Raw genomic sequence first — 20,379 nt, 5'->3', positions numbered from 1 at the left:
ATCGTCGCTAACCTCTCGAACATCACCGTGAGACGTCGCCGTGAGTGCGGGACCAAGAGATCGAGACAGCGAGAAGGGGGACCGTGGTGCTGCGCGTCATGACCATCTACGGCACTCGGCCCGAGGCGATCAAGATGGCCCCACTGATCGCCGCGCTGCGCGGGCACGCAGCGCTGGAGCCGGTCGTCGCCGTGACGGGCCAGCACCGGGAGATGCTCGACCAGGTCAACACCCTCTTCGGGATCGTCCCCGACCACGACCTCGATCTCATGACGCCCGGCGCGACGCTGGCGCAGATCACGAGCCGGACGATGACCGCGGTGAGCGACCTCCTGGCCGAGACCCGTCCGGACCTCGTCGTCGTCCAGGGCGACACCTCGAGCGCGTTCATCGCGGCCCTCGCGGCGTTCTACCACCAGATCCCGGTGGTCCACCTCGAGGCCGGCCTGCGCACAGGAGACATCTACTCGCCGTTTCCCGAAGAGGTCAACCGCCGTCTCACCGCACCGATCGCCGCCCTCCACCTCGCCCCGACCTCGACCTCCCGGGCCAACCTCGAGCGGGAGGGCATCGACCCGACCGTCATCACCGTCACCGGCAACACCGTCATCGACGCGCTGCAGACCTCCGTCGGCGTCCCGGCCACCTTTGTCGACCCGCGCGTCGCCGAGCTGGTCGCTTCGGGTGCGCCCGTGCTGCTCGTGACGAGCCACCGTCGTGAGTCCTGGGGGGCGCGGATGGCCGACGCCATGGGGGCGGTCCGCGACGTCGCCGAGCGCCATCCCGAGGTCCGCGTGCTGCTCCCGATGCACCGCAACGCCCTCGTCCGTGACGTCATCGAGCCCGCGCTCGGCGGTCTCGACAACGTCCTGCTCACCGAGCCCCTCAGCTACCACGAGTTCTCGCACGTCCTCGGAGCCGCCACGGTCGTGCTCACCGACTCCGGCGGGGTGCAGGAGGAGGCGCCGAGCCTCGGCAAGCCCGTTCTCGTCATGCGCGACACCACCGAGCGCCCGGAGGCGGTGCACGCCGGCACGGTCAAGCTCGTCGGGACCGACCGCGAGCTCGTGCGGACCGAGACGCTGCGCCTGTTCGAGGACGACGCGGCATACGCCGCGATGGCCAATGCGACCAACCCCTACGGCGACGGGCACGCGGCCCCGCGTGGCGTTGCGGCGATCGCGCAGCTGCTCGAGGTGGGCGAGAGGCTGCCGGAGTTCGCGTCCGGAGACTAGCTGCCAGGAGCGCTTGAGTTCGGCAGGTCGGTAGCCAGGGCTGTCGACCTGCCGCCTGCACGGGGTGAGGCGCGGGCCGGGTCAGCCGAGCAGGCCCAGCTTGGTCACGGCCTCGCGCTCCTCGGTGAGCTCGGCGACGGTCGCGTCGATCCGCGCCCGCGAGAAGGCGTCGATCTCGAGACCCTGGACGATGCTGATCGCGCCGTCCCTGACCGTCACGGGGAAGGAGGAGACGAGCCCCTCGGGGACGCCATAGGACCCGTCGGACGGGACGGCCATCGAGACCCAGTCGCCCTCGGGCGTGCCCTCGACCCAGGTGCGGACGTGGTCGATGGTGGCGGAGGCGGCCGACGCGGCGGAGGAGGCGCCGCGCGCCGCGATGATCGCGGCGCCGCGCTTGGCGACGGTGGGGATGAAGTCGTTCTCGAGCCAGTCCTGGTCTGCCACCGCCTCGGCCGCATTTCGACCGGAGACCTCGGCGTGGAAGATGTCGGGATACTGCGTCGCCGAGTGGTTGCCCCAGATGGTCATCTTGCGGATCTCGGTGACGGGGACGCCGAGCTTCTTGGCGAGCTGGCCGATGGCGCGGTTGTGGTCGAGTCGGGTGAGCGCCGAGAAGCGCTCCTTCGGGATGTCGCCGGCGTTGCTCAGCGTGATGAGCGCGTTGGTGTTGGCGGGGTTGCCGGTGACGGTGACGCGGATGTCGTCGGCGGCGACCTCACTCAGGGCCTTGCCCTGCGGGGCGAAGATGCCGCCGTTGGCCTCGAGGAGGTCGCTGCGCTCCATCCCCGGGCCCCGGGGGCGCGCCCCGACGAGCATGGCGAGATTGACGCCGTCGAAGACCTTGGTGGCGTCGTCGCCGATCTCCACCTTCGCCAGGGTCGGGAACGCGCAGTCGTCGAGCTCCATGACGACCCCCTCGAGCGCCTTGAGTGCCGGGGTGATCTCGAGGAGCCGGAGCTCGATCGGGGTGTCGGGGCCGAGCAGGTCACCGCAGGCGAGGCGGTAGAGCAGGCTGTAGCCGATCTGGCCGGCGGCGCCGGTGACGGCGACCTTGACGGGAGTGCTGGTCACGATAGGACCCTTCATCGGCCGGCTCGCGCCGGTGCGGAATCGAAACATCACGACGCTATCAGCCGGTCGGAATCCGGCTGACCCGCCATCTGAGACGTCGATCACGGTGACCCGGCTGATGTCGAGGACTGGGTCAACCTGCACGGTGCGGGCGCCGGCTCGGAGGTGATCGCGCGGTTAGTGGCCCGCGTTCTCACCTCGGCCGGAGGTGGTCATCGTCCTCGGACGGCTGTGGCCCTTGGTCGTCCCTCGTCCACGGCTGCACCGATCCACCGGGATCACCACATTCGGTCCGGCGGCCATCGGGATCAGGGAGGCGTGCTCGGCCGTGCAGCAGACCCCCGCTACCTCACCTCGCTGAGATGGACCATGGCGTCATACAGCTGCTCGGAGGTCATCGGCGGCTCGGGGATCGGATGTGCCCGCTCGGCCCGGTAGGCGTCGAGCATGAGGTGGAGGTAACGCCGCCATGCCATGGGCGCCGTGGCGCTGGTGGCATCGACGATGCGGCCGTTGGACCAGATGAGGTTGACGATGTCCGCGTTGGTGATGTCACTGCGGGCCTCGCCGGCCTCCTGCGCTCGGCTGAGCACGTCCTCGATCTGTTGGCACATCTGGTCGTGGATGCGCTCGGTGTCGGCGTTGCCGGGGAAGCGGCGGGACAGGAAGTCGTTGAAACCCCGGTCTCCGGCCTGCATGCCGAACAGGTGCTCCAGATAGGCGACGAATCCTTCCCACGGATCGTCCAGCTCCAGGGCCCTGTCGGCCCCCACGAGGAACTCCTGGAGCCGAGGCTGGAAGGCGGCCAGGAGCAGGTCCAGGCGGGTCGGGAAGTGGCGATAGAGAGTGCCGATCGCGACGCCGGCCTCACGCGCGATGCTCTCCAAGGAGGCGTCCACACCGTGTGCCGCGAACTCGTGCTGCGCCGCGTCGACGAGCTTGAGGCGGCGCTCCTGGGCGTCGCGGCGCCGGGGCTTCCGCACCTGCTCGACGTCGCTCCGGCTCACGTCAGCAAGGCTACAGCGACCGTCCGGAATAACATGAGGCACTCCTCCGGTTACTCGTTCATCAGAAACCGGAGGGGTGCCTCACCTTGACCCCGCCCACACACGGAGGAACACCTCATGACGACCATCAGCATCATCGGCTCGGGTAACATGGCGACCGCGATCGGCACCAGGGCGGCGAAGCATGGCCACACCGTCGAGCTCCTGAGCCGCAACACCGCCACCGCTCAGGCGCTCGCCGACCAGATCGGCCACGGAACCACCGTCGGCACGTATGGCGCACGGCCGGCGGGTGACATCGTCATCGTCGCGGTCCTGTATGCCGCCGCGGTCGACGTGGTCGCGCATTACGGCGATGCGTTGGCCGGCAAGATCCTCGTCGACATCACCAACCCGTTCAACGCCGACGCCAGCGGTCTCGTGACGACCCCGGGCAACTCGGTGGCCGACCAGATCGCCGCCGCCGCCCCCGAGGGCGCCCACGTCGTCAAGGCCTTCAACACGCTCTTCGCCGGCATCATCGCCGAGGACAAGTCCGTCGACGCGTTGTTCGCCGGCGACGGTGTCGAAGCGAAGGCGGGTTTCGCGGCGTTCGTCGAGAGCATCGGCATGCGGCCCTGCGATACCGGAGGGCTCGACATGACCTACGTCCTCGAGTCTGCCGGCATCCTGTTGATGGGGCTGGCCCGTAACGGCGCCGGCTTCAACCCCCTGGCCGCCGAGCTCCACTGACGAGTCCTGCGGCGAGGAAGGTAGGGGAGGAGTCAGCGGGAGGCTGTCGGCGTCTGACGGTCGGGTGCGAGGTCGCCGCCCGCGCCTTCATCGCCACCGGGCGCGGCGGCCACGCCCGGCTCCCCACCGACGTCGAGGTTGCTCCGGTCGATGCCGGTGATGGCCTCGAACGACCAGCCGGCGATGATCGCGCCGACGAGGGGTGCGACCCAGAAGAGCCACAGCTGGCCGGGTGCGCCGTCGCCGTTGAAGAACGCGACGGCGGTCGAGCGGGCAGGGTTGACACCGGTGTTGGAGAGCGGCAGGGAGATGAGGTGGATGACGACATACGTGAAGCCGACGGCGAGCGGCTCGAACCCGCTCGGGGACCACGAGGTCGTCACGCCGAGCACGACGAAGACGAGGAACGCGGTGAGGAGCATCTCGGCCAGCAGCACGACCCCGAGCCCGGCCCCGATGGGCGAGTGGGCGTCGTAGCCGTTGGCGTCGAGGTTGCCGGTCGCCCTGGCGCTGCCGAGGACGCTGCGCGTCATCCCCCAGAGGACGGCGCCGGCCAGCAGCCCGCCGATCAGCTGGGCGACGACGTAGAGACCGACCTCCCGCAGGTCGTCGAAACGGCGAGCCGCCCACAGCCCCAACGTGACTGCGGGGTTGAAGTGGGCCCCCGAGACGTGCCCCACGGCATACGACATCGCGATGAGCGCCAGTCCGAAGGCGAGGGCGACCCCGAGGTGACCGACGCCGAGCTCGGCGCCGGCGCCCGAGGAGGCTCCGAGCGCACCGGGGGAGGTGAACCGGGCACCGAATATCGCTGTGCCGCAACCGCCCAGGACGAGGACGAAGGTGCCCAGGAGCTCGGCGCCGAGCCGTTTGCCGAGCGGCCGCGAGCGAGGGGTGGCGGGCATGGGCGAAGGTTAGCGGCTCGCGGCCGGGGGCTTCGCCCGTCGTCGGGTCCACCCTCCGGCCGCGACCCCAACTATCTTGACGTCAAGGTATCGTGGGAGTCGTCCCGGACGATGTCGACCAGACGGAGCACGCTGACCATGAGCACCATCATCTACACGCTCACCGACGAGGCGCCCCTGCTGGCGACCTACTCCTTCCTTCCGGTCATCGAGGCGTATGCCGCGACTGCCGGCGTCGCGGTCGAGACGAGAGACATCTCGCTCGCCGGGCGGATCGTCGCCGCGTTCTCCGACCTCCTGCCGGAGGACCAGGCGGTGAACGACGCGCTCGCCGAGCTCGGCACCCTGGTCAAGACGCCCCAGGCCAACATCATCAAGCTCCCCAACGTCTCGGCCTCGCTGCCGCAGCTCAAGGCCGCCATCACCGAGCTGCAGGCGCAGGGTGTCGCGCTCCCGGCCTATCCCGACGAGCCGCGGACCGACGAGGAGAAGGGGATCCGCGCCCGATACGACAAGATCAAGGGCAGCGCCGTCAATCCCGTTCTGCGCGAGGGGAACTCGGACCGTCGCGCCCCGGTGTCGGTGAAGAGCTACGCCCGCAAGCACCCCCACTCGATGGGCGCCTGGAGCCCCCAGTCGAAGACCAACGTCGCGACGATGGACTCCGGCGACTTCCGCGCGAGCGAGAAGTCGGTCGTCATCGCCGCCGACGACACCCTGCGGATCCAGCTCGTCGGCGCGGACGGACAGACGACCGTCCTCAAGGCGGCGCTCCCGGTGCTCGCCGGCGAGATCATCGACGCCACGGTGCTCCACGCTGCCGCGCTCGACGCGTTCCTCACCGAGCAGATCGCCCGCGCCAAGGCCGAGGGGATCCTCTTCTCCGTCCACCTCAAGGCGACGATGATGAAGATCTCCGACCCGATCATCTTCGGCCACGTCGTGCGAGCCTTCCTGCCCCAGGTCTTCCAGCACTACGGCACGGTGCTCGACGCGGCGGGCCTCGACGGCAGCAACGGGCTCGGCGCGATCCTCGCCGGTCTCGACGCGCTCCCGGACGGGGTCGGTGCCGACGTCAGGGCAGCGATCGACGCCGGCCTCGCCGAGGGGCCGGCGCTCGCGATGGTCAACTCGGACAAGGGGATCACCAACCTCCACGTGCCGAGCGACGTCATCGTCGACGCCTCGATGCCGGCGATGATCCGCACCTCCGGCCACATGTGGGGACCCGACGGCGCCGAGCGCGACACGCTGGCGGTCATCCCCGACAGCTCGTATGCCGGGATCTACCAGGTCGTCCTCGACGACTGCCGCGCCCACGGCGCCTACGACCCCGCGACGATGGGCTCCGTCTCCAACGTCGGGCTGATGGCTCAGGCGGCGGAGGAGTACGGCAGCCACGACAAGACGTTCGAGATGACGGCGGCCGGCACGGTGCAGGTGGTCGACACCTCGGGAGCGGTCCTCCTGGAGCACGCCGTCGAGCCCGGCGACATCTGGCGCGCCTGCCAGACCAAGGACGTCCCGGTCCGCGACTGGGTGAAGCTCGCGGTGACCCGCGCTCGCGCCACCGGGTCCCCGGCCGTCTTCTGGCTCGACCCGACGCGCGCCTACGACGTCAACGTCGCGGCCAAGGTCGAGGCCTACCTCCCCGACCACGACACCGAGGGGCTGGACATCCGGATCCTCCCCCCGGTCGAGGCGATCGCGTTCTCGCTGGAGCGGATCCGCAGGGGCGAGGACACCATCTCGGTGACCGGCAACGTGCTGCGCGACTACCTCACGGACCTGTTCCCCATCATGGAGCTCGGCACGAGCGCCAAGATGCTGTCGGTCGTGCCGCTCATCGACGGCGGCGGCCTCTTCGAGACCGGCGCCGGTGGCTCGGCGCCCAAGCACGTCCAGCAGCTCGTCGCGGAGGACTACCTCCGCTGGGACAGCCTCGGCGAGTTCCTCGCCCTGGCCGTCAGCCTCGAGCACCTCGCCACCTCGACGGGGAACGCGCGCGCGCAGATCCTGGCCGATACCCTCGACCGGGCAACGGGGACCTTCCTCGACGAGGACCGTTCTCCCGGAAGGAAGCTCGGCACCACCGACAACCGTGGCAGCCACTTCTACCTCGCTCTCTACTGGGCGCAGGAGCTGGCGAAGCAGACCGAGGACGCCCCGCTCGCGGCGGCCTTCGCGGAGTTCGCGCAGGCGCTCTCCGACGGCGAGGAGGCCATCGTCGGCGAGCTGCTCGCCGTCCAGGGCCACGCCGTCGACCTCGGCGGCTACTACCGTCCCGACCCGGCCAAGGCCGAGGCGGTCATGCGTCCGTCGGCCACCTTCAACGCCGCCGTCGCAGGCCTGCTCGCCCGGGCAGCCAGGATCGCCTGACCCCCCACCCAGCGGCGGCGGCGGTCGCTAGGCTCTCTACCCGGCGGCAACCCGGAGCGACGGACGGAGGAGACGATGACCGACGGTCTGGTGGCACCGACCTCGGACGAGGAGGTCCCGGCATACTGGCGGGCGCTCGGCCTGCCGGGTCTCGCCGACATCCACGTGCACTTCCTGCCGGAGTCGATGCTGGCCAAGGTGTGGTCCTACTTCGACGACGCCGAGCGCAACTACGGCACCGCCTGGCCGATCCACTACCGCCTCGACGAACCCGCGCGGCTCGACACGGTGCGCCGGCTCGGCCTGCGCGGCATCCCGTCGCTGACCTATCCCCACAAGCCGGGGATGGCCCGCTGGCTCAACGACTGGTGCACGCAGTTCGCCGCCCGGGTGCCCGACGCGGTCCACTCCGCCACGCTCTACCCCGAGGACGACGTCGCCGACTACGTCGCCGATGCCCTCGCCGCCGGTGCCCGACTGTTCAAGATGCACGTCCAGGTGGGGGTCTTCGCCCCCGACGACGGCCGGCTCGACGTGGCCTGGGACCTGCTCGAGGAGGCGCGGGTCCCCATCGTGCTGCATGCCGGATCCGCCCCGAAGTCAGGGGAGTTCACCGGACCGGCACCGGTTCGCCGGCTGCTCGAGCGGCACCCGGAGCTCGTCCTCGTCATCGCCCACCTGGGAATGAGCGAGTACCACGCCTTCGCCGATCTCGCCGAGGAGTATGCCGGGGTGCACCTCGACACGACGATGGCCGGCACCGACTACGTCGAGCAGTTCGCCCCCCTGCCGGCCGACTACCTCCCTCGGCTGGGCGCGCTGGCCGACAAGGTCGTCCTGGGCGCGGACTTCCCCAACATCCCCTACGCCTACTTCACCCAGCTGGCCGCGCTGCACCGCTTCGACCTCGGTGAGGACTGGCTGCGGAAAGTGCTGTGGCACAACGGCGCACGTCTGATGGGGCTCTGACCCGGGAGACGGCCCGCCGCCGTGCTGGCGCACGACGTCATTTCCTGACCATCTCTTTACCCATCGCGGCAATTTGTCCCTTGACATGTCCGGCGGACAGCCCATGGGCTGGGGGGAGGTCCTCCCGATCGATGACAACGATGACATGGCGGGCCCGTTCACCGAAGAAGCACGAAAAGTAACCAGGAGCCCGCAATGACGCTGCCCCGCGCCCTCACGCCTGCCCATCGGCCTCGTGCCCGCGTGGCCCGACGGATGGGGGCGGTGGTGGTGGCCCTCGCGATCGCCACGCCGGCGCTGAGCCAGGTGCCCGGCGCCGTCGCGACCCCCGACACCCGGGGTGGGACCTTCGCCAGCTCCTTCGAGGCGGGGCAGGCACCTGTCACCTGGAGCAGCACGGTCGAGGTCGGTGCCGACGGGCAGCCGCGGGCCGGGGGAGTCACCGGGCCGACGCCGACCGGCCTGCCCGGCAACATCACCATCCTCGTCACGGGCGTCACCGCGAGTCTCGACAACCCTCCGGGCGAGGTGGCGGCGAACGCTGCCGACGGTGACCCCAACAGCAAGTGGCTCGCCTTCGCCAGCTCCGGGTGGGTCGCCTACGCCTTCGCCGCACCACAGACGGTCAAGCGCTACAGCCTGACCTCGGCGAACGACTCCCCGGAGCGTGACCCGGTCGACTGGCTGGTCCAGGGCTCCGACGACGGCGCGACGTGGACGACGCTCGACAGCCAGACGGCACAGGCCTTCCCGACCCGCTTCGCCACCAAGACCTACGAGGTCCCCAACACCACGGCCTACGCCCACTACCGGCTCGACGTGACCAAGGTCGGCGCCGGATCCGGACTCCTCCAGCTCGCCGACTTCCTCGTCTCCGACGGCAGCGCCTTCCCGCCGCCACCCGAGACGATGATCGCCGAGGTCGGCTCGGGCCCGACGAGCGCGTATGCCGCGAAGACCGGCGTGGGCTTCACCGGCCTGAAGTCGCTCCACTACGCCGGCCGCGTCACCGGCGCCGGCGGTGGCCACTCCTTCGACAAGGTCTACGACGTCAACGTCAAGGTCGGCCAACGCAGCCAGCTGTCCTACCGGATCTTCCCCGAGCTCACCGGCGGCGACCTCACCTACCCCAGCACGTATGCCGCGGTCGACCTCGCCTTCACCGACGGCACCTACCTCTCCGAGCTCCCCGGTGCGACCGACCAGCTCGGCTTCGGCATCAGCCCCCGCGCCCAGGGCGACTCCAAGGCCCTCTACGCCAACCAGTGGAACCCCCGCTCGACCCTGCTCGGCCAGGTCGCGGCGGGCAAGACCATCGACCGCGTCATCGTCGGCTACGACAACCCGCGGGGACCGGCCGACTTCGGGGGCTGGGTCGACGACCTCGTGGTCCAGGACGTGGCCCCCGTGACGGTGGGGCGTCCGAGCGATCATGTCGTCACCACCCGTGGCACGCAGTCGAACTCGAGCTTCTCGCGGGGCAACAACTTCCCGGCCACCGCCGTCCCTGAGGGCTTCAACTTCTGGACCCCCGTCACGGACGCGGGCTCGACGTCGTGGCTGTACAACTACCACCGCCAGAACGACGACCAGAACAAGACCCGGCTCCAGGCCTTCTCCGTCAGCCACGAGCCGAGCCCCTGGATGTCCGACCGCGACACCTTCCAGCTGATGCCGTCCAGCGCCGCCGCCGTGCCGGACGCCGACCGGGTCGCGCGCTCGCTGCCCTTCAGCCACGACAACGAGGTCGCGAAGGCGCACTACTACGGGGTGACCTTCGACTCGGGGCTCAATGCCGAGATCGCCCCGGCCGACCACGCCGCAGCCCTGCGGTTCACCTTCCCCGACGACAACGCCAACATCATCTTCGACAACGTCAGCAACGACGGCGGCCTGACGATCGACCAGGCGAGCAACAGCTTCAGCGGCTACTCCGACGTGCGCGCCGGATCCGACGGCGCCACGAGGATGTTCGTCTACGGCACCCTCGACAAGCCGGTCATCACCGGTGGCATGCTCCCCGGCGGCGGCGGCCCCCAGGTCACCGGCTACGTCAAGGTCGCGGCGGGAGCGTCGCGCTCGGTGACCGTCCGGATGGCCACGTCGCTGATCAGCCTCGACCAGGCGAAGAAGAACCTCGTCGTGGAGATCCCCGCCAAGACGTCGTTCGACCAGGTCAAGGGCGCGGCCCAGGACGCCTGGGACGCTGTCCTCGGCCGGGTCGAGGTCGAGGGCGCGAGCGCAGACCAGCTGACGACGCTCTACTCCAACCTCTACCGTCTCTACCTCTATCCGAACTCCGCCTTCGAGAACACCGGCACAGCGGCCAAGCCCCGCTACCAGTACGCCAGCCCGGTCCAGACCCCCGGCCCGTCGACCCCGACGCAGACCGGCGCTAAGGTCGTCGACGGCAAGATCTTCGTCAACAACGGTTTCTGGGACACCTACCGCACGACGTGGCCGGCCTACTCCCTGCTCACGCCGAACAAGGCCGCCGAGATGATCGACGGCTTCGCCCAGCAGTACCGCGACGGCGGCTGGATCGCCCGCTGGTCCTCACCGGGCTACGCCAACCTGATGACGGGCACGAGCTCCGACATCGCCTTCGCCGACGCGTTCACCAAGGGCGTCGCCCTGCCGGACGCCCAGTCGGTCTACGAGGCCGCGCTGCGCAACGCGACCACCGTGCCGCCGGGGGATCCCAACAACTCCAACGTCGGTCGCAAGGGCATCCAGCAGTCCCAGTTCCTCGGCTTCACCCCGACCACGGTCGGCGAGGGCGTCTCCTGGGCGATGGAGGGCTACATCAACGACTACGGCCTGGCCAAGATGGCAGAGGCGCTCGCCGGTCCGGCGTCGAAGGTCGACGCAGCGACCAAGGGTCGCTACAAGGCCGAGGCGGCATACTTCCTCAACCGGTCGCAGAACTACGTCAAGATGTTCGACCCCAGGATCAACTTCTTCCAGGGCTTCGACGCCAACCACGTCCCGACGAAGACGCCCGCGGAATACAGCCCGCTCGACTGGGGCGGGGACTACACCGAGACGGACGGCTGGAACTTCGCCTTCCACGCCCCGCAGGACGGTCAGGGCCTCGCCAACCTCTACGGCGGCAAGGCCGGCCTCGCGACCAAGCTCGACAGCTTCTTCGCCACCCCCGAGGACGCCACCCACCCGGGCGGCTACGGCGGCGTGATCCACGAGATGGTCGAGGCGCGGGACGTCCGGATGGGCCAGCTCGGCATGAGCAACCAGGTCTCGCACCACATCCCCTACATGTACGACTACGCGGGGCAGCCGTCGAAGACGGCCGAGAAGGTGCGCGAGATCCTCTCGCGGCTCTACTCCGGCAGCGAGATCGGCCAGGGGTATGCCGGTGACGAGGACAACGGGGAGACCTCGGCATGGTGGCTGTTCAGCTCGATGGGCTTCTACCCGCTGCAGATGGGCGACGGGCACTATGCCGTCGGGTCACCCCTCTTCACGAAGATGACCGTCCACATGGACAACGGCAAGACACTGACGATCAACGCCCCGAAGAACTCGGCCAAGAACATCTACGTCGCCGGGCTCAAGGTCAACGGCCAGTCGGTCGACGTCGCGTCGATCGACCACAGCGCGATCGCGAACGGCGGGACGATCGACGTCGCGATGAGCCCGACGCCGACGTCGTGGGGCACGAAGCAGCAGCTCCCCTCGATCACGACGGGCAGCAAGCCGCCGACTCCGGTCGGCGACCTCACCGGGGCCTCCGCCGGCACCGTGGGCGGTCCGGTGGGCGCCGCGGCGCTCGTCGACAACACCTCCATGACCCAGGCTGCGGTGCCGACCGGGCAGCCCGTCACCTATCGCTTCGTCGCGCCCAAGAACGCGGTGGAGCAATACACCGTGACCTCCGGCACGGACGGCGCCGACCCGACGTCGTGGACCCTCGAGGGCTCGCGGGACGGCACGAAGTGGGTCGAGGTCGACCACCGCACTGCCGTGAAGTTCACCTGGAAGCAGCAGACCCGGCCGTTCACGGTGAAGGCCGGTGGCCGGTTCCAGTACTACCGGTTCACGGTCACGGGCACGACGGGCGGCACGGCGAATATCAGCGAGCTCGAGCTGCTCGGCAGGCCCGGTCCGCTGTTGTCCGACCAGGACTACGTCGACTCGTGGACGGCGGGCCTCGACCTCGGTGACACCTCGTCGGTCACGAGCAACCTCGCCCTCCCGGTCGCGGGCGACGGCCAGCTCGGCGTGACATGGGCCAGCGGGGACCCGACCTGGGTCAACGCCTCGGGACAGCTGCTGCGGCGTCCCGCTCTCGGGGAGGCGCCGGTCACCGTGCCGCTGACCGTGACGGTGACCCGGGGCGCCGCGACGGCGACGCGGGGCTTCCCGGTCACCATCGCGCCGTTCACCGTCGCCGACGGGACCTATCCCGCCGGTGACGACATCGCGACCTCCTTCGAGAACGGTCAGCTGCAGCCGCTCGGCAACGACCGCCTCATCTCCCAGCACGTTGGCGGCTTCTGCTGCTCGATCCCCGGAATGGAGAGCGTCAAGGGCACCGCCGACTCGATCCCGCAGCACGACGGCATCGGCGTCATCCTCTTCTCCGGCGAGGCGGTCGACCCTGAGGCGAGTGCCGCCTCGAGCTCGGTCCTCACATCGAGCGACGTGTGGGTCAAGCCCGGGCAGACGTTGTCCTACTGGGTCTATCCCGAGGCCGGCACGGGTCGGGTGAGCACGTCGGTGGTGATGGACCTGCGCGTCACCGACGGCACCTACCTCCACGACCTCGCCGCACCGGCGAGCAACGGCGGCAGGTCGGACCCGACGACCCAGACCGACCGGCTGACGACCAACACGTGGCAGCAGGTCAGCCTCGACGTCGGGGCGGTGGCCGCCGGCAAGCAGGTCGACTCGGTCGTCCTCACCTTCGGGTCCGGCACGGCCAACGGCCAGTTCCGCGGCTTCGTCGACGACGTGGCTCTCTCCCACCCGGCGAGCAGCTGATGCAGCGCACACGACGGGTCCTGACTGCTGCCGTGGCGGCAGCAGCGTTGGCGGTCAGCGGAATCGGCGCGGTGGCGTCGGCCCCGCTCTCGGCGGCCCTGGTCGACGGCCCACCGACGACCGGCAGCCGGGCCGTCGCGCTCGTCAACCCGTTCATCGGCTCGCAGGGCGACGGCAACACCTTCCCGGGTGCCGTGGCACCGTTCGGGATGGCGCAGCCGTCGCCCGACACCGGTCACAACACGGGCTACTCCTACACCGACACCGCGATCCGCGGCTTCTCGATGGTGCACATCTCCGGGGTCGGCTGCGGTCTCGGCGGCGACCTGCCGATGCTCCCCACCACGGGTGTGCCGACGTCGGGCGACGACGCGGCATACGCGCTGCCGTTCTCGCACGTGGGGGAGGAGGCGAGCCCCGGCTACTACGGGGTGACCCTCACGGCGCCCGGGGGTCCCGTGCGCGCCGAGATGACCGCGACCACCCGCACCGGGTGGCAGCGTTACACCTTCCCCGCCACCGCCGACGCGACCGTGCTGATCAACACCGGCTAGGCCCTGCACGAGGTGACGAGTTCGCAGGCGACCGTCGTCGACGACCGCACCATCGAGACCACGGTGACGGGTCAGGGGTTCTGCCAGACGACGCGGCCCTACACGCTGCACTTCGTCACCCGTTTCGACCGGCCGTTCAGGACCACCGGCACGTGGGCCGACTCGACCTTCACGCCGGGCTCGACCCAGACCTCCGGTGCCGGTCGCCGCGGGGCCTGGGCCGGGTTCGACGCCACCACCGACCACGACGTCGTCGCGGTGACGGCGATCTCCTACGTCGATGCGGCCGGCGCGCGGGCCAACCTCGCGGCCGAGGGCGCGGGCACCTTCGCCGCCACCCACGCCGCCACCCACGCCGCCACCCGGGCCGCCTGGGCGACCCGGCTCGGCACCGTCGAGACGACCGGGGGAGCAGCGGCCGACCGCGGCCCCTTCTACTCCTCGCTCTACCGCAGCCTGATCACCCCGAGCACCGGCAGCGACGTCGACCGGCGCTACCGCGGCTTCGACGACGCCGTGCACACGGCCGACGGCGGCGCCTGTTACCAGAACTTCTCGCTCTGGGACACCTATCGCACCCAGGCGCAGCTGCTCGGCCTCCTCGCCCCCGAGGAGGCGCGCGACCAGGCGGTCTCGCTGCTGCGCGCGGGCCAGCAGGGCGGCTGGGCACCGCGGTGGGTCTACGGCAACGTCGAGACCAACATCATGACCGGCGACCCGGTCACGCCCTTCCTCGTGACCGCGTGGCAGTACGGCCTGCTGAACGGCCACCTGAGTGAGGTCTACCAGCTGCTCAAGGTGAACGCCGACCAGGTGCCGCCCGCGAGCAGCCCGGCCAACGGGCGCGCCGGCAACCCCTCCTACATCGCCAACGGCTTCGTGCCCTACGTCGCCGAGGCGACCGGCAAACCCGGGGACTACGACCTCGCCCACGGTGCTTCCGCGACGATGGAGTATGCCGTGTCGGACTGCTCCCTCTCGACCCTCGCCGCGGCCCTGGGCCGGGACGACGACGCCGAGCGCTACGCGCTGCGGTGCCGCGGCTGGCAGTCGCTGATCGACCCGTCGACGGGGTTCCCCCGGGCGCGCAACGCTGACGGGGTCTTCGTGGGGAACGCGGACCCGGCCTACAGCGAGGGGTTCCACGAGGGCACCGCCTGGCAGTACCAGTGGCTCGTCCCGCAGGACATGCCCGGAGCCATCTCCTCGATGGGTGGTGCGGCACAGGCGAACTCGCGGCTCGACCACTTCTTCGACTACAGCGAGCTGCTGATCGACCCGGCACGCGTGACCCGCGAGGTCTGGGTCAACAGCGCCTACGACTACTACGGGCAGAGCCGCTACAACCCGCAGAACGAGCCCGATCTGCACGCGCCCTACGTCTATCTCTGGACCGGTCAGCCGTGGAAGACGGCCGACGTGGTGCGGGCCGCGACCACGCTGTTCACCGACGGACCCACCGGCATGACCGGCAACGACGACCTCGGCACGATGTCGGCGTGGCACGTGCTGTCGTCGATCGGGATCTATCCGGTTGGCCGGCACCCAGACGCTGGTGCTCGGCTCGCCGAAGTTCACCACGGTCACGCTCCACCTGACCAGGCCCTACTTCTCCGGCGACGTCACGATCTCCGCACCGGCATCCTCGGACGCGAACCGCTATGTCCAGCAGGCCTCCCTCGGGGGCAAGGCGCTCACGCGGTCCTGGTTCACGGTCGACGACCTCCGCCAGGGGGCGACCCTGCGGGTCGACCTCGGTCCGCGTCCCTCGTCCTGGGCGACCGCGCCGAGCGCGGCTCCGCCGTCGCCGTGCCGCTCGTCGGGGCCGGGGACGCTGACCAACCTCTCGATGGGGCTCGTCCCGACGTCCGCGACGTCGTTGCCGACGGCGCCGACCGGGACAGCGGCGCAGCACGTCGCTGTCACAGCCGATCTCGTCACCCAGACACCCGGATCCACCCGGACGGCCGTCATCGCCACGGTGCAGGCTCCCCTGACCGTCACCCCCCAGCAGGTGGTCGTGCCGCTGACGTCACGGGGCAAGCCGGCGACGGGGTCGGTGCCGCTCGACATCACCGTGCCCGCGGGGACCCCGCCCGGCAGCTATCCCCCGAAGGTCACGGCCGCCTCACGCATCGGTGACGTGACCAAGACCCTGCAGGTGACCGTCGTCGACGTGTCCTGCTCGGCCACCGGCAGCCTGTGCCCGCTGGACCTCACCGCGTCGCTCGGTCTCGACGGGGTCGCCGGATCGACGCCGGCGACCCAGGGCGGCTTCGACGGCGGGGGGTGGAGCTTCCCGGCCGACCAGGTGCCGGCACCCGGCATCCAGGTCGTGGGGGACGGGGCCTTCCGGATCCCGGACACCACCGGGACGGCGCCCAACTTCCTCGCGCCGCTCGCGCCCACGACCGTGCCGGCCGTCGGCACCTTCTCGGCCCTGACCCTGTTGGCCAGCGCGCGGAACGGCGATGCCGCCGCCGTCCCCGTCACCCTGCACTACGCCGACGGTGACGTCGCCACGACGATCTCGGTGAGCGACTGGGCGGCGGGGTCGCCCCGGTTCGGGGAGGCGGACCTGGTCCGGACGTCCGGCCGGGTGGGCGGCCCCTCCGGGACGGATGGGCTCGCCGTCCACCTCTGGGGGGTGCGTGTCCCGACCGATCCGGGTCGGGCCCTCCAGTCCGTGACGTTCGGCGCCAGCGACCGCGTGGCGGTGATGGCCGTCACCGGGCGCCGGGGCTGAGGTTTGACAAATGTCACCCCCGAAGACGTGACAGGTCCGTCGCGGCCGAACCCGGCATACCAGAAGATCCGGGCATGGACAGACTCCCCGAAGGTCGCCCTCCCGCCCGCCCCTCCGCGATCGGCCGCTGCCGCGCTTCCCCCCGCCGCCATCATCGGGCTCGCTCTCTCGCTCTGGCCCTCACGGTCGGAGCCGCGATCGCCGGCCTGCTCGCCAGCGGCCCTCCGGCCGCAGCACAGACCCGGTCCGGTATGCCGTCCGCGCCCCGAGCCGCCGCCCCCGCCACCTCGACGACGTGGTCCGACGAGTTCTCCGGTGCAGCGAACAGCCGGCCCGACCCGCAGGAGTGGTCCTACGACATCGGTGGGGGCGGGTGGGGCAACCAGGAGCTGCAGACCTACACGAGCGCCACGGCGAACGCCCACCTCGACGGGCTGGGTCACCTGGCCATCGTCGCCCGCCCGACCAGCACGGGCTCCTGCTGGTACGGCACCTGTCGCTACACCTCCGCCCGCCTCCTGACGCTCGGCACCTTCAGCCAGCAGTACGGTCACGTCGAGGCGCGCATCCAGGTCCCCTCCGGCTCCGGGCTGTGGCCCGCCTTCTGGATGCTCGACGACAACGTCAACGCCCATCCCGACCCCGCCTACGCCGAGGGCGACATCATGGAGCAGGTCGGCAACGAGCCGTTCGCCAGCTACGCCAGCCAGCACGGCCGGCGCGGACCCGCCTCGATGGACGACTGCGTGGGGTACACGCTGCCCGGTGGCGCGGCATACGCCACCGGCTTCCACGTCTTCGCGGTCGACTGGGACGCCACCCAGGTGACCTTCTCGGTCGACGGACACCTGACCGCGACCCGCCTCAAGGCGACCTACGGCCGAGCCTGGACGTTCGACCAGCCGATGTTCCTCATCCTCGACCTCGCCGTCGGCGGCGTGTGGCCCGGGACCCCGCCGCCCGGCACACCCTTCCCGGCCCAGCTGCTGGTCGACTACGTGCGGGTGTCGGCGACGCCGTCGTCGGCCGTGGCTCCGCCCGTCGTCGCGAGCCGCTCGGGTGGCTGCGACCGAGCGCAGTAGGGGCCCAGCGCCGTGGGGCGGCACGACCATCGGCCGAACAGATGAGAGTTATGTCTGTTTGCTATACCCTATTTATACCTTTTGGGCGGAATGATCGGGCACATGGCCCCCTCACCGTTCCGACGCGTTCTCACCATCCTCGCCGTCGTGGCCTGCGCCTCGGGCTCCGTCCTCGCCCTGACCGACCCGGCCCGGGCCGACCGCTCGCCCCGTGCTGCCCTCGGTGCGTCGTCCACGATCGCCGTGGTCGGCTCGAACGCCGTCCGCGGCTCGGCTGGCGGCGGCGGGGGTGTCGAGGGTGTCGGTGGTCGCGGAGGTGGCGGTGTCGGAGTGGGCCAGGTCAGCTGGTCCGACGAGTTCACCGGCACGGCCGGGACCCGACCGGACCCCCACAAGTGGGTCTACGACACAGGCGGGCGCGGGTGGGGCAACGGCGAGCTGGAGAACTACACGAACGCGACGGCGAACGCGCATCTCGACGGCAACGGAGACCTCGCGATCGTCGCGACCAACGCGGCATCCGGCTCCTGCTGGTACGGCACCTGCACCTACCAGTCCGCACGGCTGAACACCCTCGGCACCTTCAGCCAGCAGTACGGCCACCTCGAGGCCCGCATCAAGGTGCCCTCCGGCGCGGGGCTCTGGCCGGCCTTCTGGGCGCTCGACAACAACGTGAACGCCAGCCCGGACCCGGCCTACGCGGAGGCCGACATCATGGAGCACGTCGGCAACGAGCCCGGTGCCGTCTATGCCAGCCTCCACACCATCCTCCCGGCGGCCAAGATGAGCTCGTGCGTCGGCTACACCCTGCCGGGTGGCGCGTCGTTCAGCGACGCCTTCCACGTCTTCTCGGCCGACTGGACCGCCTCGGGAGTCACCTTCTCCGTCGACGGGCACCCGACCGCGACGCGCACCCGGGCGTCCTTCGGGAGTGCGTGGACCTTCGACCAGAGGATGTTCCTCGTCCTCAACCTCGCGGTCGGCGGGAGCTGGCCCGGGACGCCACCGGCGACGACGACGTTCCCCGCGACGATGCTCGTCGACTACGTGCGGGTGAGCACCTCGGCCTCCCCGCTCATTGCGCCACCCGTGGTGGTCTCGTCCCGCACCGGAGGGTGTGACACCGCGCGCTGAGGGGCGGCAGGCGGTCTCAGCTCGACCGGGACGCGCTTCGAACGAACTCGGCGAGGTCGGCGCTCTGCTGCACCCTCGACGGCTCGTGGACGTACATCATGTGGCCGCCCTCGTAGTAGGCGTGCTCGATGTTGGCGACGAGCTCGGGCGGGAGCTGGAGGTGCGCGACGACGTCCTCGGCGGCGAAGTGCGGGGTGGCCCCGTCGTAGTAGCCGTAGCCGAGGTAGACCTTGAGGTGGGGGTTCTGCCGCATCGCCCGCTCGAGCTTGGGGGAGACGTCGATCGGACGGCCCTCGAAGTCCTTGAAGGACCACGGCTGCACCTTGTTGGTGATGTGCTCGTAGTGCAGGTCGTTGGCGTAGCCGAGCTCCTGCCGCACGTAGTGGTTGAACGCAGCGGCGTAGGGCCCGGTGATCGCGTCCATCGAGACGTCGGCGTCCATCGACTCCGCGATGCCGCTCGCGGCCGGGCCGCTGAAGCGCCCGTCGAGCCGGCCGGTCACCCGGCGCTCGTCGCGCAGCAGCTCTCCGAAGAAGCGCCAGTGCTCGATGCGCAGGTCGGCGCGGTCGACGTAGTCCTCGCTGAGCCCGCTGATCCGGGCGAGCGTCGCCACAGCCTCCCGGCGCTCGGCGGCGGTGAGCCGGCTGCCCCGGGACAGCGCCCAGGGGTAGTCGCGCGCGGCATACGCCTCGGCCTCGTCGAGCACCGAACGCAGAGAACGCCGCCCGTGCTTCCCGTGGTAGTGCGCGATGGCTGCGTAGGTGGGCAGGTAGAGCGCGTGCGCACGGTCGTTGCGCTGGTTCTCGAAGTCGATCGAGCCGAGGTCGAGCACGCTGGAGATGAGGATGACCCCGTTGAGATACATGCCGTAACGGGTCTGCAGGTGCTCGGCGAGGGCTGCGGCGCGCAGCGTGCCGTAGGACTCCCCGGCGAGGAGCTTCGGCGACATCCACCGACCGTGGCGGCTGGTCCAGAGCCGGATCAGCTCGCCGACCGAGTCGATGTCGCCCTGGTAGCCGTGGAAGGGAGCCGGCTTTCCGCCGTCGACGGCGCGCGAGTAGCCGGTCGAGACGGGATCGATGAAGACGAGGTCGCTGACCCCGAGCAGCGACTCGGGGTTGTCCGCGAGGGCGTAGGGCGGTGGCAGGAGGGCGCCCGCATCACCCATGAGGACGCGGCGTGGGCCGAGCAGGCCGAGGTGCAGCCAGATGCTCGACGAACCAGGACCACCGTTGAAGGCGAACGTGATCGGCCTCGTGAGGGGGTCGGCGCCGTTGAGGACGTAGGACGTCAGGGAGATCTCCGCCCTGGCCGTCGTGCCGGAGAAGACGCCGTCCTCGAGCACCTCCTCCCGCAACACCACGCGCCCGGTCTCGGCGGTGTAGCGCAGCGTACGTCGGCCCACCTTGAGGGTATGCCGCGTGACGACGAGGTCGTCCGTCGGCTCCACCGGTGTGCTGGTCGTCGGAGAGCTCGGCGACTTCGTCGCTGGCGGCACGCCCGGCGGGGTGGGCGGGTCGGTCGGGGCGGGGGTCTTCACGGTCTCGTCAGCCACCCG

General features: G+C 70.4%; 12 protein-coding genes and 2 pseudogenes. 10 read left to right on the top strand and 4 right to left on the bottom strand.

Annotated features, from left to right (window positions below; all coding sequences use genetic code 11):
• Positions 1-86 precede the first annotated feature (86 nt).
• Positions 87-1,235, top strand: coding sequence for a UDP-N-acetylglucosamine 2-epimerase (non-hydrolyzing) (gene wecB / locus Q0R63_RS08565; RefSeq protein ID WP_295696411.1), 1,149 nt, complete (start codon positions 87-89; stop codon positions 1,233-1,235).
• 81 nt (positions 1,236-1,316) lie between these two features.
• On the opposite strand, the gene Q0R63_RS08560 is transcribed toward wecB, so the two are convergent.
• Both Q0R63_RS08560 and Q0R63_RS08555 read right to left on the bottom strand, forming a co-directional pair.
• The gene (locus Q0R63_RS08560; protein WP_295696334.1) at positions 1,317-2,309 is read right to left on the bottom strand and encodes a malate dehydrogenase; all 993 of its coding nucleotides are present in this window, start codon (positions 2,307-2,309) and stop codon (positions 1,317-1,319) included.
• Positions 2,310-2,653: 344 nt separating this feature from the next.
• The gene (locus tag Q0R63_RS08555; protein ID WP_295696332.1) at positions 2,654-3,316 is read right to left on the bottom strand and encodes a TetR/AcrR family transcriptional regulator; all 663 of its coding nucleotides are present in this window, start codon (positions 3,314-3,316) and stop codon (positions 2,654-2,656) included.
• A 117-nt stretch (positions 3,317-3,433) separates the two neighbouring features.
• Here Q0R63_RS08555 and Q0R63_RS08550 point away from each other — a divergent pair, with 117 nt between their 5' ends.
• Complete coding sequence (locus Q0R63_RS08550; protein ID WP_295696330.1) at positions 3,434-4,048, top strand: NAD(P)-binding domain-containing protein; 615 nt, start codon at positions 3,434-3,436, stop codon at positions 4,046-4,048.
• Between the two features lie 32 nt (positions 4,049-4,080).
• Here the strand turns inward: Q0R63_RS08550 and aqpZ are convergent, their stop codons facing one another.
• Positions 4,081-4,953, bottom strand: a complete 873-nt coding sequence (gene aqpZ, locus Q0R63_RS08545; RefSeq protein ID WP_295696328.1) for an aquaporin Z — start codon at positions 4,951-4,953, stop codon at positions 4,081-4,083.
• Positions 4,954-5,091: 138 nt separating this feature from the next.
• On the opposite strand from aqpZ, the gene Q0R63_RS08540 reads away from it, so the two are divergent.
• The 8 genes and pseudogenes from Q0R63_RS08540 (at position 5,092) to Q0R63_RS08510 (ending at position 18,821) form a co-directional block, all read left to right on the top strand.
• Positions 5,092-7,332: an NADP-dependent isocitrate dehydrogenase gene (locus Q0R63_RS08540; protein WP_295696326.1), complete on the top strand. Its 2,241-nt coding sequence runs from the start codon at positions 5,092-5,094 to the stop codon at positions 7,330-7,332.
• A gap of 75 nt (positions 7,333-7,407) precedes the next feature.
• Positions 7,408-8,301 (top strand): amidohydrolase family protein, encoded by an 894-nt coding sequence (locus Q0R63_RS08535; protein WP_295696324.1) that lies wholly within the window; start codon positions 7,408-7,410, stop codon positions 8,299-8,301.
• A 195-nt stretch (positions 8,302-8,496) separates the two neighbouring features.
• Positions 8,497-13,305 carry a GH92 family glycosyl hydrolase gene (locus tag Q0R63_RS08530; RefSeq protein ID WP_295696322.1) on the top strand — a complete coding sequence of 1,603 codons (4,809 nt, stop codon included), beginning with the start codon at positions 8,497-8,499 and terminating at the stop codon, positions 13,303-13,305.
• Positions 13,305-15,383: pseudogene (locus tag Q0R63_RS08525) on the top strand (GH92 family glycosyl hydrolase); the annotation flags it as partial. The gene Q0R63_RS08530 and the pseudogene Q0R63_RS08525, both read left to right, overlap by 1 nt.
• A gap of 31 nt (positions 15,384-15,414) precedes the next feature.
• Positions 15,415-15,558 (top strand): annotated as a pseudogene (locus tag Q0R63_RS24560) (glycoside hydrolase domain-containing protein); the annotation flags it as partial.
• 444 nt (positions 15,559-16,002) lie between these two features.
• Entirely contained in the window at positions 16,003-16,605 is a 603-nt protein-coding gene (locus Q0R63_RS08520; protein WP_366521095.1) for a hypothetical protein, read from the top strand.
• 74 nt (positions 16,606-16,679) lie between these two features.
• Positions 16,680-17,687 (top strand): glycoside hydrolase family 16 protein, encoded by a 1,008-nt coding sequence (locus Q0R63_RS08515; RefSeq protein WP_295696318.1) that lies wholly within the window; start codon positions 16,680-16,682, stop codon positions 17,685-17,687.
• Between the two features lie 102 nt (positions 17,688-17,789).
• Positions 17,790-18,821 carry a glycoside hydrolase family 16 protein gene (locus Q0R63_RS08510; protein WP_295696316.1) on the top strand — a complete coding sequence of 344 codons (1,032 nt, stop codon included), beginning with the start codon at positions 17,790-17,792 and terminating at the stop codon, positions 18,819-18,821.
• Between the two features lie 16 nt (positions 18,822-18,837).
• Here the strand turns inward: Q0R63_RS08510 and Q0R63_RS08505 are convergent, their stop codons facing one another.
• Positions 18,838-20,376, bottom strand: coding sequence for a peptidase S10 (locus tag Q0R63_RS08505; protein ID WP_295696314.1), 1,539 nt, complete (start codon positions 20,374-20,376; stop codon positions 18,838-18,840).
• Positions 20,377-20,379 lie beyond the last annotated feature (3 nt).

Origin of the sequence: Lapillicoccus sp. (genome assembly GCF_025353065.1) — a bacterium.
Taxonomy (GTDB): domain Bacteria; phylum Actinomycetota; class Actinomycetes; order Actinomycetales; family Dermatophilaceae; genus Lapillicoccus.
The sequence above is the reverse complement of the archived record's forward strand: the minus strand, read 5'-3'. Positions and strand labels throughout refer to the sequence as shown.

What these genes read in the sequence shown, in the direction of transcription:
- Q0R63_RS08550 (WP_295696330.1), top strand. Translation starts at nt 3,434, where the DNA reads ATGACGACCATCAGCATCATCGGCTCGGGTAACATGGCGACCGCGATC.
- aqpZ (WP_295696328.1), bottom strand. Translation starts at nt 4,953, where the DNA reads ATGCCCGCCACCCCTCGCTCGCGGCCGCTCGGCAAACGGCTCGGCGCC.
- Q0R63_RS08540 (WP_295696326.1), top strand. Translation starts at nt 5,092, where the DNA reads ATGAGCACCATCATCTACACGCTCACCGACGAGGCGCCCCTGCTGGCG.
- Q0R63_RS08535 (WP_295696324.1), top strand. Translation starts at nt 7,408, where the DNA reads ATGACCGACGGTCTGGTGGCACCGACCTCGGACGAGGAGGTCCCGGCA.
- Q0R63_RS08530 (WP_295696322.1), top strand. Translation starts at nt 8,497, where the DNA reads ATGACGCTGCCCCGCGCCCTCACGCCTGCCCATCGGCCTCGTGCCCGC.
- Q0R63_RS08515 (WP_295696318.1), top strand. Translation starts at nt 16,680, where the DNA reads ATGGACAGACTCCCCGAAGGTCGCCCTCCCGCCCGCCCCTCCGCGATC.
- Q0R63_RS08510 (WP_295696316.1), top strand. Translation starts at nt 17,790, where the DNA reads ATGGCCCCCTCACCGTTCCGACGCGTTCTCACCATCCTCGCCGTCGTG.